15 protein-coding genes and 1 CRISPR repeat array are annotated in these 15848 nt (G+C 44.7%); of the genes, 4 read left to right on the forward strand and 11 right to left on the reverse strand.

The features are described 5' to 3' along the window. Window positions 1-49 precede the first annotated feature (49 nt). Window positions 50-2647, forward strand: coding sequence for a CARDB domain-containing protein (locus tag ADU37_RS01920; RefSeq protein WP_058946030.1), 2598 nt, complete (start codon window positions 50-52; stop codon window positions 2645-2647). 23 nt (window positions 2648-2670) lie between these two features. Here ADU37_RS01920 and ADU37_RS01925 read toward each other — a convergent pair whose 3' ends face one another. Both ADU37_RS01925 and ADU37_RS01930 read right to left on the reverse strand, forming a co-directional pair. Continuing rightward, window positions 2671-3291: a diacylglycerol/polyprenol kinase family protein gene (locus ADU37_RS01925; RefSeq protein ID WP_058946031.1), complete on the reverse strand. Its 621-nt coding sequence runs from the start codon at window positions 3289-3291 to the stop codon at window positions 2671-2673. Continuing rightward, window positions 3269-3961, reverse strand: a complete 693-nt coding sequence (locus ADU37_RS01930) for an HAD family hydrolase (RefSeq protein WP_058946032.1) — start codon at window positions 3959-3961, stop codon at window positions 3269-3271. Before ADU37_RS01930 ends, ADU37_RS01925 begins: the two co-directional genes overlap by 23 nt. A gap of 72 nt (window positions 3962-4033) precedes the next feature. Between ADU37_RS01930 and ADU37_RS01935 the strand changes: the two genes are divergently transcribed. From ADU37_RS01935 to mfnA, 3 genes are read left to right on the forward strand one after another with little or no spacing between them, the layout of a single operon-like run. Next, window positions 4034-4279, forward strand: coding sequence for a DUF131 domain-containing protein (locus ADU37_RS01935; protein ID WP_058946033.1), 246 nt, complete (start codon window positions 4034-4036; stop codon window positions 4277-4279). Window position 4280: 1 nt separating this feature from the next. Then, window positions 4281-5459, forward strand: a complete 1179-nt coding sequence (locus tag ADU37_RS01940) for a cation:proton antiporter (protein ID WP_058946034.1) — start codon at window positions 4281-4283, stop codon at window positions 5457-5459. Between the two features lie 44 nt (window positions 5460-5503). Next, window positions 5504-6661, forward strand: a complete 1158-nt coding sequence (gene mfnA, locus ADU37_RS01945) for a tyrosine decarboxylase MfnA (RefSeq protein WP_058946035.1) — start codon at window positions 5504-5506, stop codon at window positions 6659-6661. A 31-nt stretch (window positions 6662-6692) separates the two neighbouring features. On the opposite strand, the gene ADU37_RS11475 is transcribed toward mfnA, so the two are convergent. The 9 genes from ADU37_RS11475 to ADU37_RS01985 all read right to left on the reverse strand — a co-directional run bounded on the left by ADU37_RS11475 (window position 6693) and on the right by ADU37_RS01985 (window position 15839). Continuing rightward, on the reverse strand, window positions 6693-6857 hold the full coding sequence (locus ADU37_RS11475; RefSeq protein WP_175059003.1) for a hypothetical protein: 165 nt from the start codon (window positions 6855-6857) through the stop codon (window positions 6693-6695). Window positions 6858-6994: 137 nt separating this feature from the next. Next, window positions 6995-7718: a CRISPR direct-repeat array (repeat unit 30 nt; unit sequence CTTTCAATTCTTTTGAAGTCTTATTGGAAC). A gap of 473 nt (window positions 7719-8191) precedes the next feature. After that, on the reverse strand, window positions 8192-9532 hold the full coding sequence (locus ADU37_RS01950) for a bifunctional hydroxymethylpyrimidine kinase/phosphomethylpyrimidine kinase (RefSeq protein WP_058946036.1): 1341 nt from the start codon (window positions 9530-9532) through the stop codon (window positions 8192-8194). After that, window positions 9529-10014 carry an energy coupling factor transporter S component ThiW gene (gene thiW / locus ADU37_RS01955; protein ID WP_058946037.1) on the reverse strand — a complete coding sequence of 162 codons (486 nt, stop codon included), beginning with the start codon at window positions 10012-10014 and terminating at the stop codon, window positions 9529-9531. The genes ADU37_RS01950 and thiW overlap by 4 nt, the downstream gene beginning before the upstream one ends. Then, complete coding sequence (gene thiE, locus ADU37_RS01960; RefSeq protein ID WP_058946038.1) at window positions 10011-10634, reverse strand: thiamine phosphate synthase; 624 nt, start codon at window positions 10632-10634, stop codon at window positions 10011-10013. Before thiE ends, thiW begins: the two co-directional genes overlap by 4 nt. Beyond that, entirely contained in the window at window positions 10624-11424 is an 801-nt protein-coding gene (thiM, locus tag ADU37_RS01965; RefSeq protein WP_058946039.1) for a hydroxyethylthiazole kinase, read from the reverse strand. The genes thiE and thiM overlap by 11 nt, the downstream gene beginning before the upstream one ends. Window positions 11425-11429: 5 nt before the next feature. Beyond that, window positions 11430-12707 (reverse strand): putative hydroxymethylpyrimidine transporter CytX, encoded by a 1278-nt coding sequence (gene cytX / locus ADU37_RS01970; RefSeq protein ID WP_058946040.1) that lies wholly within the window; start codon window positions 12705-12707, stop codon window positions 11430-11432. 111 nt (window positions 12708-12818) lie between these two features. After that, window positions 12819-13820, reverse strand: a complete 1002-nt coding sequence (locus ADU37_RS01975) for a TIGR01177 family methyltransferase (RefSeq protein WP_058946041.1) — start codon at window positions 13818-13820, stop codon at window positions 12819-12821. Between the two features lie 24 nt (window positions 13821-13844). After that, window positions 13845-15086, reverse strand: coding sequence for an MFS transporter (locus tag ADU37_RS01980; protein WP_058946042.1), 1242 nt, complete (start codon window positions 15084-15086; stop codon window positions 13845-13847). 12 nt (window positions 15087-15098) lie between these two features. Then, window positions 15099-15839 carry an ATPase gene (locus tag ADU37_RS01985; protein ID WP_203226275.1) on the reverse strand — a complete coding sequence of 247 codons (741 nt, stop codon included), beginning with the start codon at window positions 15837-15839 and terminating at the stop codon, window positions 15099-15101. Window positions 15840-15848 lie beyond the last annotated feature (9 nt).

Here is a 15848-nt window from a genome sequence, read left to right on the forward strand (position 1 = left end):
TGCTCATATATCAACTAGGGTGAACAAATATCACTTGGGGTGAATAAAGATGAAGAGGAGTGTGTCTCTGTGGATTGTTTTTTTGATGGTTCTCAGCTTAGTGCCAGCAGCAGAATTTGCCAGTGCCCTCTACGGGACAAAAGTTATCGATGGAAATCTAGGTGATTGGGGAACCTTGGACCTTATTGGGCAAGCAAAGGATAACGGTCTGGCAGGAGCAAATCTAGATAAATTGTATGTTGCGTGGGATGACCAATACCTCTATATTGCCGTAAAAACCAATAACACCCAAAGCTGGAGCATAGCTTATGGAATTGGGATAGACGTTGATCCGGGAAGCGGGAATGGGTATACTGGGGACTCTTCCCCCAATGACGCTTGGGGAAGGCGCATAGGATTCGGAAACGGCTATGCGATTGATTACGAGATATACTTCTGGTGGGACTGGGGCAACGGCATGAGTGCTAACAACTTTATCACATGGACTGGCGGTGGATGGGACTACAAGAGTCTTGCGGACGTCGGCGCGAACTTTGCTTACACGGGCGATACCTCAACTGGCCTTCAAGTTCTCGAAATCAAGATTCCCTGGAGTGCACTCGGCGGAAAGCCAAACAAGCTCGCTCTTATAACTTGGGCTGCAGGCGGGGGTGAAAGCTCTGCCGTAAGCTCCGTTCCGTGGGATGCAACATTGGAAAGCCTGGATTCTCCGTTTGCTTCTTGGTATAGTGGGGATGAATGGGGGGATAGTGATTACTTCACAGAGTTGGCGGAAGTACAAATAGCTCCAAAAACTATTGATGGGGACTTGGGTGATTGGGCAAGCTATGAATTAGTAGGTGTTAGCACATTAAAGGGCCCGGATGGTGCAGATCTTGACAAACTTTACGTCTCATACGATGACCAATATTTATACCTCGCTTTGACAACAAACAACACAGCGAACTGGGGAATAGTGTATGGCTTTGGAATAGACGTTAAGGACGGCGGATACAGTGGAGACACCGATGCCTGGGGAAGGAAGATAGGTTTCATAGGTAGAGGTGTTGATTATGAGATTTACTTCTGGATGGACACAGGAAATGCTAAGATCGGTGGAGGAAACTTTATTACATGGAATGGACAGGGATGGGACTTTCAGGATGTTGGAACAGTTGTAACATATGATGCCCAAGTTGATCCAAATTTGGGTCTTCAAGTTCTTGAAATGGCGATCCCATGGGAGGCCATAGGGGGAAGAGTCTCACAGGTCGCAATAATAGCATGGGTTGCGGGTGGTTTTGGAGGAGATTCGGCGGTTGATACAGTTCCTTTGGATCCCGAAGTTGATGGAAGTGACTGGACAGACCAGGATTACCTCTCAAGCTTTGCCATCATTGATATTCCAATTCCAAAACCGGAGCTCACAGTTAGCCTCTCCTCCAACGTGCTTGATGTTGAGCAGTGGCAACCTGCCAACATAACGATCAAAGTCAAGAACATAGGGGAAGTTGATGCCCAGAATGTGACTGTCCACCTTTACGATGGAAATGACCTATTAAAGAGCTGGGTAGTTAACCTGTCAGCTCATGCCGAGGTTAATCTCACCTACCTCTACTCTTACTCGGAAGCCTGGGGAGTTCACACCTTAAGGGCCGTTGTTGATCCAAATAACGAGATAGATGAGGCCAACGAGGACAACAACGTTGCAACCCTTGATATCATTGTTGGACAGATTGCAGAAAGGCAGAACAGATTGGTAAGATTCGGCATGTACGTATGGCCGAGGCTTTATCCTGCAAAATACGAAGAGACGAAAGAAATGGTGGAGAATCTCCTCTCCATGGGCTTACCTTCAAAATACGAGGACATCATAAAGGGATTTGAGCTGAGGCTTAATGAAAGCTTAGAACTCTTCAATGAAGGTAAATCCCTCATTTATGAGCCCCACTACGAGTTGAGAGGGGCAATGAAAATGTTCTCAGCGTACTCACGCCTTCTAAGATTGCAGAGGGAGATAAAAGACTTTTTGGAAAGCTTGGGGTTCAAGAAGAAGATTGACGGGTCATTGAGCGATTGGGATGAAACTTCGCTGGTTGCTCAAAATAAAGCGGGGGCCGGAGCTGGGGCTTACTTAGATGCCCTCTATGTGGATTACGATGACGAATACATCTATATAGCCCTAAGCACCAAGAATACGGAATCATGGAGAATTGCCTATGGATTTGCATTTGACTACAAAGATGGTGGATACACCGGAGATACCGATGCCTGGGGAAGGAAAATCGGATTTGCCAGAGGCGTTGATGCGGAAATTTACCTCTACTGGAATGGACCGTTCTTTGGCGAACCTGGAACAAACACAATAACAAGTGCGGAATTTGCAATATGGAGTGGAACTGGGTGGAACTATCTGCCTCTCTTCAAGAACGCATCGGTTAAATACACTGGTGGCGAAAAAGGATTGCAAACCCTTGAGATAGCTATTCCATGGGAGCTCTTTGGAGAAAAACCCGAAAAGATTTATATTGTTGCCTGGATTACTGGAGCCAACGCAGGGGATTCAGCAGTTACGACAATCCCAGACGATCCAAGTGTACACGACAGTGACAACGAGTGGGGCGATGCAGACGTTATAAGCACCTTTGCGGAAGTTTACATTGAGTGATGCCTCTTTTTACTCTTTTTTATCTACAAGACGGCCTTTCTGAACAAGTATATTGCAAACGCCACGGCAAGCTGGTTTGAAAAGTTGTCATCTGGGGGCAACTCATAAAATTCTGCCAGCATTCCCGCTAATGCTCCCACAAAAGCATGGGGAAGGTCTACTAAAAGAAAGAGTATTAAAAAAGCACTTAAAAAATACGCTAAGCTCCCTTCTACGCTTTTTCCGTTTTTAAACCTGTGCTTTCCGAAGGGTTTGCCCACTATCGCTGCAATGGCATCTCCAAGGGTTGCAACAGTTATGGCGCCTATGGCTATCTCCTTGGGGAAAAAGCAGACTATTATTAACGCTGCAGCTGTGAAGTATATGTGTGCTCCAATTGAGTGTCTCTCATGTTCTCTGGAAATTGCGTCCAGTTCTCGCTCTACGAGAGCTATCACTTCATTCCCCACATAAATCCCGAGCTTCTTTTTTACTTTGTCCCTCAGTTCCTCGACTATCCTAAAAGGCTCCAAAATTAGAAAGATTATTAATGCAAATGCAACAAATCCTGTTGCTGCTTTTTGCCCAAATATCAAATATATCAAGGGGACGGTAAGCCCAGTGAGATGCAGTGCTTTTCTCTTAAGTTCGCTTTTTATGCTCATTCCTTATCACCTCCAGTGCCTCTCTGAGGTCCTTGACTATATAGTCGGCATGCTTTGGCAAGAGAGACTTGAAGTACCCTCTTCTCACGAGGATTGTCGTTGCGCCTATCTCTTTTCCTCCCCTCATGTCCGTATCGTCCCTGTCCCCCACCACATAAATCTCGTTTTCCTTTGGGAACAGTCTCTTTGCGAGTATAAAATTGTACGGCTCAAGCTTGCTATGTCCGGTTTCTCCGCTTATTATAAGATGATCAAAGTAGTGCTTCAGGTTGAGGTATTCGAGTTTTTTCCTTTGCCACTCAGAGGAGGAATCCGTCACAAGTATAACCTTTGCCCCCATGTCCTTTAACCCCTTTAAGAACTCAACGGCATCTGGATAAAGCTTTAAATTTGAGAAAAATGTTCTATCGACCAGTTCAAACATCTCTTTCAAGTCCTCTTCCGGTATTTTCTGGTAGATTCTCTCCATAAAGTTCTCAACGAGTTCATCTAAATCAAGTAGATGCAGCTCTCTTGACTGCTCCAGCTCTTTGTATCTCTGGGTAAGGATGTAGAGGAGCGCCTTAAACTTTCTCTTTCTGATTAAATGGGGTAAAAGCCGAAGAACGCTCCATCTTGCTGCTTCCCATGTGTTGCAGAGGGTATCATCTAGGTCAACAATCACAAGCATGGAACACCTCTCCTTATATAGCTTTAGCGTTAAAGCTTAAAAACTCTAAGCGTAGTTTTTCCATGAGGGGCCATGAAGGGAGAGTTACTTGTGCTAACGGGGATGGGGTTGATATTCATAGGCTTCATGCTGATTTTCATAGGAACTTTAATGGCGGCATCTGCCGAAGAGGCCGACGTTGAGGGCGGGGGAGTGATAATGATTGGCCCCATCCCGATAGTCTTTGGAACGAGCAGAGGAGCCACTCTGGCAATGGTACTCGCAATCTTTCTAATGCTCCTGTGGATAATAGGGGCTTTGCTGAGCAGGAGGGTATGAAGTGGAGTACATCCTTGACCTTTCCATTCTTCTGGTCTTTGCAAAAACCTTAGAGTGGCTTTTCGAAAAGAAGGAAATTCACCCTATAATTGCCCACATACTTACCGGGATGGTACTTGGGCCGTTTCTTCTCAACGTTGTCTCTCCTTCCGAGCCTTTAAAAGTTCTATCCGAGTTTGGCCTTCTGATGATGATGCTCTACATGGGTCTCACGAGCAACTTTTCGTCAATTGCCTCCAACAAAGCAAAAGCAATTTCGGTAGCTGGTTTAGGTGTTGCGTTTTCATCCCTTTTTGGCTTTTTAACTGTTTACTTCTTTGGAAAGGGCTTAGCCGCTGCTATCTTTGTGGGAGTGGCCTTGGGGAATACCGCAATTGAGGTGACAAGCGGGGTATTGCTGAAATCGAGGGTTAGGAAGGAAATCTCATCAATATTGATGGGAGCTGCCTTTGCCGATGATATAATGGCAGTTTATTTAATCGGGATAATCACAGCAATGACAAAAGGCGAGCTTGCACTCTTTCCCCTTGTTATCTTGACGATTAAAATAGCCATATTCATAACGGCGGTTCTCTTGCTTTCAGAATATATTTTTAAGCGTTCTACAAGGTTTTACAGCATACTGAGAAACCTGAACATCTTCTTCACCTTCACAATAATTCTTACGTTTCTCTTGGCAATAGTGGCGGAAAGAGTTGGCTTGCACCAGATAATCGGAGCTTATCTTGCAGGTTTAACAATAAGCAGACTCAGGGAAAGAAGGGATCCGCTTGTACTAAGCAAGATAAAGCTTAACGAACTCATTGGAGACCTTCAGGTGGTTCTTACAGAGTTCTTCATACCCCTGTTCTTCATTTACGTGGGGTTAATGTTTAATCCATCCCTCAGTGAGCTCAGCATTGCTCTGATAGTTCTTCTTTACCTGGCTGCGGTTTTGGGGAAGCTCCTTGGCTGTGGATTAGGAACGAAGGCGTTTGGATTTGACTGGCGGTCAGCGATTCTTGTGGGCATAGGAATGGGTGGAAGAGGCAGCTTGGAGCTTGCCATATTGAAGTTCGGGATTGAAGAAGGACTAATAGACCAGAACCTCTTTGCCACTGTTGTCATAGTCTCGATGCTAACAGCCATAACCACTCCCCAGTTCTTCAGGCTTTATTTGTCCCGCATAAGAGGAGAGTGACAAAAGCTTAAATGCCATGCCGATAAGTCTAGGCTGGTGAGAGCATGATTCCAAAGGAAGGAATTAGCGAGGAAGAAGTGTTCGCTGAACTTGAAAAAAGGCTTAAAGTAGACTTGACTTTTAATTCAGGTAAGATTTTGGGATCAATGTGCACTTACCCTCATCCACTTGCCCAAAAGATAATTCAAAAATACATAGACAGAAACTTAGGAGATCCTGGACTGCACAAAGGGAGCAAGGAAATTGAGGAAGAAGCCGTTCAGATGCTTGGAGAACTTTTGCACCTGAAGAGAGCCTATGGTAACATAGTAAGCGGCGGCACCGAGGCGAATATCCTGGCGGTTAGGGCCTTTCGCAATATATCAGATGTCGAGAACCCCGAATTAATTCTCCCAAAAAGCGCCCACTTCTCTTTTCTAAAGGCAAGCGATCTGCTGGGGGTAAAACTGGTCTGGGCTGAACTCAATGAGGACTATTCTGTTAATGTGAAAGACGTTGAGAGCAAGATAACCGACAATACCATTGGGATAGTTGGAATTGCCGGTACAACCGGGTTAGGTGTTGTGGATGACATTCCCGCTCTTTCAGATATTGCCGTAGATTACGGGATTCCCCTTCATGTTGACGCAGCCTTTGGTGGGTTTGTGATACCCTTTGCAAAAGCTCTGGGTTATGAGTTACCAGATTTCGATTTCAAGCTCAAAGGTGTGCAGAGCGTTACCATAGATCCACATAAAATGGGAATGGCTCCAATTCCAGCCGGTGGGATAGTTTTTAGGAGGAAAAAGTACATGGATGCCATAAACGTTCTGGCGCCATACTTGGCTGGTGGGAAGGTATTCCAGGCCACGATAACGGGCACCAGACCGGGTGCGAATGCAATAGCCGTTTGGGCTCTCTTAAAGCATCTGGGCTTTGAAGGGTATAAGAGAGTCGTCAAGGAAGCCATGGAAAATGCACGCTGGTTTGCAGAGCAGATAAAAAGCCTAAGGGGGGTGTACCTGATAAGGGAGCCAATGCTGAACATAGTCTCCTTCGGCTCCAAGAAGCTTGGGAAAATTGAAGCGGAGCTTAAGGCGAGGGGCTGGGGAATAAGTGCCCATAGAGGATACATAAGAATCGTTATGATGCCCCATGTAAAGAGAGAGCACCTTGAGGAGTTTCTAAAGGATCTGAGGGAAATTCTGAGAAGGGTTCTTTAGTTTTTGTTATTTTTCAAAAAATTAAAAAGTCTCAAATCCAGCACTGGTGCTCGGGTTTAGTTGTGCTATAAAACCTCACAAACTCTCCATGTTCTTTTATCTCGTAAAAGCCTTCTGGCAAGTCTTGAAGCAGCTCCTCCAAATTTTCACCCGTCCTAATAATTTCGCCAGTAGACAAGTTTATAAGCTCGTACATTTTGACTACCTCAATTACGAAAATTCATCGATAGAATATAAATTTTACGGAATATTTTCCGTCTATATTGGGCATTAACAAGAAATTTTTTCCAATCTATGTGACAAACATTTAAGACACAGAGCAGGAGATTGCAGCAGAAGAGCTTTTTGAAGTCTTATTGGAACTAAACCATTTGGCAAATTCTTTAGAGTTATATCAGTAGACTTTCAATTCTTTTGAAGTCTTATTGGAACTTTTTCTATGTTGATGTTTTCTAACTGTATTATGCCCCCAAGTACCTTTCAATTCTTTTGAAGTCTTATTGGAACCGAGAAGACGGAAGTCAAGGTCATCAAGAGAGAGACACTTTCAATTCTTTTGAAGTCTTATTGGAACAGGGAATCCGGTGGCTTCTCGAAGGAAATCCTGCTCGACTTTCAATTCTTTTGAAGTCTTATTGGAACTCTGGACACGCTGAAATCAAAGTCCTCTACAACAAGAGCTTTCAATTCTTTTGAAGTCTTATTGGAACTACAAGGAGGTCGATGGAGTGCGGTATTACTATGCAGACATCTTTCAATTCTTTTGAAGTCTTATTGGAACGGACAATATAGAAGAGCTCCTCAGTAGACTCGAAGAGGAAGCTTTCAATTCTTTTGAAGTCTTATTGGAACCTTGCTTTAATCTTGTCTCTGTCGAAAATCCCCCACTTTCAATTCTTTTGAAGTCTTATTGGAACAATTATTGCCAGAACACCTTCCTTCTTCCGACCGACCTTTCAATTCTTTTGAAGTCTTATTGGAACGACCTACGATGACGTCATAAGGCGATTGATATACGCATACAAAACTTTCAATTCTTTTGAAGTCTTATTGGAACAGGGGTGAATTTTCCTTGAAATCCTTTACAAAGTAATTAGATGGCTTGAATCTTATAAGCTTTTCGTCAAAGGGTCAATAAAACTCCCTTCAAAAAGCTCGAATTCGGGCCCTCAGAAAAGACTCCAAAACACTCACTCGCCTGAACTTACTCTTTTTCTCCCATGTTCAATCTTGTTCACGAGACTTCCAGAGACAGAACGAAGGCTAAAATTAAAAATAGGCTAATAAAAACACTTTAAACTAAAAATGGTCGAATTTCCGCGAGGAGAGAACGTTAAAGAATTCCTGAGAAGCCTTCGCTCAAAAACCCGAAAAAATTTCGTTACAAAAACCCAAAAACTTGTGACTCTTTGTCCGATAATAACCTTCAGTTACTAAAAACATCCAGAGCAACCTTGGAGGCTAAAAATCAAAAACAGCCCAACAGAAGAAAGAAAACCCGAAAAAGAAAAAGCTAAACGTGATACGGAACTATTCGATAAGTATTCTGAGTTTTCTCAATACAACCTGAGGGGTTTCTCCGAATATCAGGATCATCGCTTCTTTGCCCCAGTCTCCAAGATGATAAATTATGTCGGGTTTGCCGTTTATCCTCTCAATAGCTGTTCTTATTCCCCAGGGAATGGTGCCCCCTTCCCGGGCTTTTATCTCCTCCGGCTCTTCCCTTCTATCGTAGAAAGATATTCTAAGCCCCAAGTTAGAGGCTTTTTTAATCAGCTCCTCGCTGTATTTTAGGTTTAGCGCACTTCTGGTTTCTGGGAAGAACTCCATGAAGGTTAGGATTGCCCTTGCCAGATGATCTGATGCCCCAAACTCCACTCCTCCTACCGGCTTTACAGCACTTCCGAACTTTACTATCCTTCCCTTAACTCCGGCAACGTCGTCTTTGCTTTTTGCGTAAAGCTTGGGCAGTGCGTAGACAAAGTTCATGCCCACCTCTGGAACGTGTTGGGGAAGATTTTCAATCGCTACAAGTTCCTTAATGGCATTTCTCAGGGACTCATGGACTCTCCATTTTTCAGCTGGAATCTCTATCCAGGCGTTTTGATTAACGGGGCAATGACCGTGGCCGATTCTCGCTCCATAGTAAATTCCCATTGTGATGAATTCCTTCGCTATTTTTACAGCTTCTTCGAGCTCCTTTCCTTTGGCTAAATTTGCCGCTATTGCCGCAGAGAAAGAACATCCGGTGCCGTGGGTGCAGCCATCAACAAACGGTGCCCTGTATTCCTTGAACTCGCCGTTAAAATAAAGCACATCAACGGCTTCACTCAATCCCAGGTGTCCCCCCTTAACTATTGCGCCCTCCGCCCCTAGCTCCTCCACGATGATTTTTGCGGCTTTTTTTGCATCTTCAAGGTTTTCAATTCTTATTCCGCTCAGCTTTTCAGCTTCTGGCTTGTTTGGAGTTACGACCTTTGCGAGGGGGATAATCTTCTCAACCAAAGCGTCCATTGCGTCTTCCCTCAGCAACGGTGCCCCGCTTTTGGCTATCATTACCGGATCCACCACGAGGGGAAAGCTGTATTTTTTCACCGTTTTTGCAACGGCTTTAATAATCTCGGCGTTGCTCAGCATTCCGGTCTTTGCGGCATCCACTCCGATATCCTCAGCAACGGCCTCTATTTGCTTTGAAACGACCTCTGCCTCAATATCGTGGATTGCCCTTACTTCTTTGGTGTTTTGAGCTGTTACTGAGGTAATTGCAACCAAGCCGTGAACACCAAAAGCTGAGAAGGTCTTCAAATCTGCCTCTATTCCGGCTCCACCCCCACTATCACTGCCGGCAATTGTTAGGGCTTTTCTAATCATTCTATCACCCCCATCTTTCTTAGGGCTTTGAGGGTTAGAAAACCAAGAGTCGTTCCAACAAGGGTGCTGGGGGCAAAAGCTATCCAAAACCACACAACCCCTTTGTGGACGTTTATGAGGGGCCCAAAGAGGAGGGAGCTCAGAGTGCCTCCTATAAATACAGTTGCAAGGGGCTCGCTAAATGCTGCCCAGTCCTTTTTTACCGCCCCATATACTAAACCGACTGTAAATGCTCCTGGAATTCCACCGGGAATTGAGAATATCGTGCCCACCCCTAAGGACATCCTCAAGATTCCTATAAAGAGGGCCGTTAGAGAGGCCCACCACGGGCCGAGCAGAACCCCCGTTATTACGTTTATGAAATGCTGAAAGGGAGCGACTTTCGCTGGACCAACTGGAAAAGAAATCGTGCCGAGGATAACTCCCAATGCAGTGAAAATGCCTACATAAGCGAGCTTTTGTGTCTTTGTTTCAGCCTTCATCCGATAACCTCCTCTATAATCTCTCTCATTTTTTCAGTGGCTTCCCTCACGTTTTCTGCCCCCATTATTGCAGATATCACAGCGATCCCATCCACTCCGGCTTTGAGAACCTCTCTAACGTTTTCGTGATTTATGCCGCCTATTGCCACCACGGGGATTTTTACCGACTCCACTATTCCCCTAAGCCCTTCTATGCCAATAACCTTAACATCCCTCTTTGTGGGCGTTGGAAAGACAGAACCCGCTCCCAGATAATCTGCCCCCTCGTTTTCCGCTTGCAGGGCCTCCTCCAAACTGTAAACGGAGGCACCTATGATTAGATTGGGTGCTATCTCTCTGGCAATTGAGATGGGCATGTCCTCGGGCCCTAACTGAACCCCATCTGCATTTGTTGCTAAGGCCACATCCAACCTATCGTCCACAAAGTAGAGAGCATCGTATTCCTCTGTGAGCTTCCTTATTTTCTTACCTATATCTATCATCTCCCTTGTCGGGGCGTTTTTTATTCTCAGTTGAATAGAGGTTGCACCACCCTCCAATGCCTCTCCGACGCTTTCCACCTCTCCCCTTAGCCTTCTATCAGTGATTACATAAAGCCTCAGTTTTTTTCTAAGGTTCAACTTCCCTCACCTTGGCTCTCTCTTTTATGAGTTCTCCATCAATCCTGTAGAGCCAGTCGTAGAGCTTCATATGAAAACTCCCCGGATACGGGGATTCTTCAAAGGCCCTCTCTGCGGCGATCTCAAATGTTACCAATCCGGCTATAGATGCTTTCAAAGGTTCTTCAACCGCTAAAAATGCTCCTATTATTGCAGTAGCCATGCATCCAGTTCCCGTTACCTTTCCGAGCATGGGGGTTCCGTTTTCTATAGCGTAAGTTCTCTTGCCATCGCTTACGTAATCCACAGAGCCGGTGACTGCTGTCACTGTGTTGAATTCTTCAGCCGCTTTCTCCGCTAAGTCCTTTGCAGCTTCTTTATCATAAACTGTTGAATCTACACCTCTGGTTTTGCCGTGTTCACCCAAAAGAGCTGCTATCTCCCCAAAATTGCCCCTTACTACGCTTATATCTCCTACCTCCAACAGTTTTAGAGAGGTCTTTGTTCTCAGCTTTGTTGCCCCGGCTCCAACGGGATCAAGGATTACAGGTTTTTTGAGCTCCTTGGCTATCTCAACGGCTTTAAGCATGGAGTATATCTTATGCTCGTCAAGGGTTCCAATGTTTATTACCAGCGCGTCTGCCAGGGCTATCATCTCTTCAAGTTCCTCTATTGCGTGGGCCATCACTGGAGATGCCCCTACGGCTAAGAGAGCGTTCGCGGTGGTGTTCATAACGACGTAGTTGGTTATATTGTGCACTAAAGGTTTCTTTTCTCTAAGCTTTTCCAAATCCTTACCAATCCATTCCATTTCTTTCACCTCCCAAGCAAATAATATAAAGCACTTACAAGGAGGAATGTCGGAATGCTTGAGCCAAGTCTGAAGCCAAGCTCGCTCAAAACTGGAATGTGAAGTCCAAAGAGACCCTCTATTGCTAATCCCATGTAGAACACAAACCCTATCGCCCAGATTATTATCGCCTTTAAGTTGTATCCAGCAAATGAACCGTTTTCATCAAGAAGTTCTTCCGGAATGTAAGTTTTCCTTACAAGGAAGTAGTCGGTTACCATTATTGCCGCTAAAGACACAAATGCCCCGCCTATAAGTAGTAGAAAACTTTCATACTGTTCCATTGGGAAAACAAGGGCTAAAAGAGTTCCAAGGAAACCAACCAAGAGCACCTGTTTCTTTGCATCCGCTTTCGGTGAGATGTTCTTGTAGGTTATTGCCGCCGAGTAAACATCGAGGAACGTTGTGGTGACCGTGGAGAATATGACTATCAGCATAGCTGGAATTCCAATTCCGTAAGCTGCTATGATTCCGATTGGATCTCCTTTACCAGTTGCCATATTGGTCAGTGCTCCAACGAAGTAGAAGAGGCTTGAGGAGATGAAGTAACCCAAGTAGGTTCCCCAGAAGGCCGGACTTTTATCCTTGGCAAACCTTGAGTAATCAGCTATTAACGGTGCCCATGAAAGGGGCATCGCTATTACCAGATCCAAGGCAAGCATAATGCCTATTTCTCCAGTTCCGGGTTTGGAAAGGAGTTCATCCAGAGGGAACCTCTCGAGCGTAACGTAGGTTAGCCACAGGCTTAATGCAAGTAAAAGCAAGGCCGCTATTTTTTCGAGCTTTTCCCAGTTCTTTGGCCCTATATACGTCCATCCAGTAACGAGGATGCCTAAGAAGATTACCCAGAGGGCATAGCTTTCAAAACCGAAGACTTTTGATACCGCGTTCATTGCGTTTGCTCCAACTATGAGCATTATTGCCGTCCATCCTATGAGCTGGAGGTAGTTCAAGACCGATGGTAAAATCGAACCTTTAATTCCCAGGGGGGCCCTTGAGAGCACCATAGTTGGCAGCCCTGTTTCCTCACCTTCAAGGGCTATTAGGCCCATTACCGTATTTCCAAGAACGTGTCCGGTGATTATTACCAGTATCGCCATGCCAAGCGAAAGTGCTGGAGTTAGCAACGCCCCTGCCCAGAATTCCGCGATGCTTATTCCTGCTCCAAACCATATTGCAAAGATCGTCAAGAGGGTAAACGTCCTTTTACTCTTCTCTACAGGTCTTATATCGTACCCCTCCATGTTTTCACCTATACCTTTTAAATCCTCCAAGCCTTTATAACCATTTTGTTGAAATTTAAAACCAAGTTGTAAAAGCAAAAAGAACATGCGACGGATTTCAAGAGAGACGCTTCAGGTGCGCATAACGTAAAAAAATCTATCCAGGGAAGAGTGAACCCTCTGGTAGTATTTTTCCAGAACTTCAAACCCAATTTTCTCAGCTACTCTATCTGCATCAAACTGAGCGGGAAACGCTATGCTTAAGTACCCGTCAAGAACATCATATATGCTTGATAAGGCTTTTTCATACAGTTCCTCTCTTTTTCTCCCGCCGAGAGTTGCAGAGCTTCCGTAGGGCGGATCTGTCGCAACGGCCTCAAAAGTTTTATCAGGAAAGAGCTCTCTAAGTTTTGTCGCATCTCCCTGCTTTAAAACGTAGTTTTTGACCCCATAATGTTCCAGATTCCTTTTAGCGCCTTCAACCATATCTTTTCTTAGATCCACCCCGTAGACCTTCAACCCCATAAGACCAGCTTCGATAAGGATTCCACCAGTACCCATAAAAGGATCAAGAACTTCTTTTTTTGCCCTTGCCAGATTAACCATTGCCCTCGCCACTCTTGGAGGCAAGGCTATAGGTTTGTAAAACGGCCTTTGGTCAGCTTTTCGTTCATTAAACGGCTTTGCTTTAAAAAATCTCTCTCTAATCCCAACCCAGAGCTTTTTCCCGCAGTAAACTCTGATTAATGTTTCGGGAGAGCTTAGGTTAACTTTGAACCCTCTTTTTGATATTATCCCCCCCAGTTTTCTCTCAACGTTCTCTACTAAATGGGAACAGTTCGCCATTGTCTCTCTATCTACCTTAAAGGTTCCCCTGATGCAGTTTTCCCATTTGACGTTTTCTGCTTTTGAATACAGCTCCTCCAAGCTTTTAGCAGAAAACAAAAGCTCACCAAATTCATGTGCTAAGCCAAGTCTGTTGAGGGAGGAAAAGGCCCTTTTGTCGCCTTTAACCGCAAGAAAAAGGTAATCCCTCTCTAAGATCCTAAACTCCGGGCCGGCCATCTCCAGCAGTGCCTTAACTTCCCCTTGAGCCATCTCTGGAAGATTCCCAAGTATCTCGACGTAGAGCATGTAGACACCTTCTTTTAGGGGCTTTTAAGATTTTGGAATGAGAATTAGAATGAGTGCCAGGGTGAGTGGTATTAACGAAGAGAGGAAGTTGAGTTTAAAGCTTATTCCGCTTAGATAGCCCCCTATTAAAGGCCCGACAACCCATCCAATGCTCATCATCGTATTTAGCATCCCCATAGCCTGTGCCCTTATCTTGTCCTCTGTATTCAGTGCCACATAAGAGGATGAGGCACTGATAAAGGCCGACCATTTTATTCCTGAAAGGATGGATAGGATTATCATTGGATAAATGGCTGTAATTGTGCCATATCCATAGAACACTATCATGTAGCCCACTAGTGATAAAATGAAGATCTTTTTCGCACCCTTTTTATCAATGACTTTTCCTATGAACGGGGAACCCAATGCTGCTGCCAGAGAATCAACACCAAAGAGGATTCCAACCCACTGACTCCCAAATCTTTCTTCAAAGTACACGGATAATACGGAGTAAACCTGGCCAGATGCCACCATTGCAAACAAAACAGAGAAGTAAAAGATGCCCAGCTTTCCCTTTAAAAGATTCTTAAAGGCGTTGCCCTCAAAAATTACCCTTTCGCTCTCTCTGCTTTCTTGCGGAATTATTAGTTGCTTGGAACTTAAAGGTTGATGGGGAGTTTCCTCTATGAGCATCACAATCCCGGCTGAAACAATTGATATTACAGCAGATATTACAAAAGCGCTTTTGATGCCGAGGAGTTTGACTATCCCACTCCCTAAAAAGTTTCCCAGCATGTATCCTATGTTTTCAATGAAGTTAAAGAAACCAAAGGTTGAGCCCACCTTTTCCAGAACCGAAAGCTCGGAAATAAAGGCCGTGTGAGCAGGGAAAATTGAGGAACTCAAAACTCCCTGAAGAATCCTCATTCCGAGGAGCATAGAAGGGGTTGTGGCAAATATTATAAAAAGGTACGTAACACCTGAAGAGAATATTCCAAACGCTATGAAGGGCTTCCTTCTCCCGCTTCTATCAGAAAGATACCCAAAGGGATACTGGGCAATGCTTGATGTGAAATTAAAAGCAACGCTAAGAAGACCTACAAGAAAAAGAGACCCTCCCAGAATCTTCATGTACACCCCGAGGTATGGGAAGGCTATTCCCCAGCTTATATTTGCCAAAAACATTGAAATTGCCAGGAGAAGAATGTTTCTTTTTCTCTTTTTTCTTATTGAGGTTTTTACAGTGCGCTCTCTAATGATTTGAAGCAGAGAGCGTTCCCGCTTCATGTTCTTACCCCCTCAATTTTTGAGGATGTCTCTGATGAGGGCATTTGCTATCTCCTTGTCTATTGCTCCCGCCCTGAGCTCCCTCAATACCCTCTGAATGCCAAAGCGCTTTAAAATCGGCGCACTTTTGGTAGCACTTTTCCACAGGGGACACCCAAAGCCCAGTGCGTATTTTCTGCCAAGTATTTTTATTGCCTCCCTTTTATCGAGGGCTAAAAAGGCCGGAAGGTTCAGCTTTATCAGGTCTCCCTCTTTATAAATTGAAATACTTCCAAAGCTGAGCAGGTCTCCGGAGGCTACTATCTTTATCCCTTCTCTTCTTGCGTACTCTTTTACAGCTTCCATTATCATTGAATGACATTTTCCACAGATTGGAGCCCTTTTCTGTATTTGGGAGTTTATCACCTCCATGTAATTTGGAACCTCCACAAAAACAGCCCCGTAACCTTGGGCCCTCATTAGGATAACATCCCTCATCTGCGGGAGCCTTACCATGACCGGAACAACATCAAAACCCGCCCATTTAAGGATTAAGAGCGATGCCGTGCTGTCGCTTCCCATAGAAAATGCCAGGGCAATCTTTTCTTCGAGTTTACTTCGGTCAAACTCTTTTCCGTAGAGCCTGTAATGGAGTAGGGCTTTTAATCTCTCGTAAGCTTCTCCACCAATCTCTCCCCTAACCCGCTCGAGGGCTTCAAGACTTTGATGCAGGCGATAGGACTTAACGAAGTCGTCTTTTACTGCCTTTATCATCATGAATGG

The sequence above is a fragment of the Thermococcus sp. 2319x1 genome, from assembly GCF_001484685.1.
Classification (GTDB): domain Archaea; phylum Methanobacteriota_B; class Thermococci; order Thermococcales; family Thermococcaceae; genus Thermococcus_A.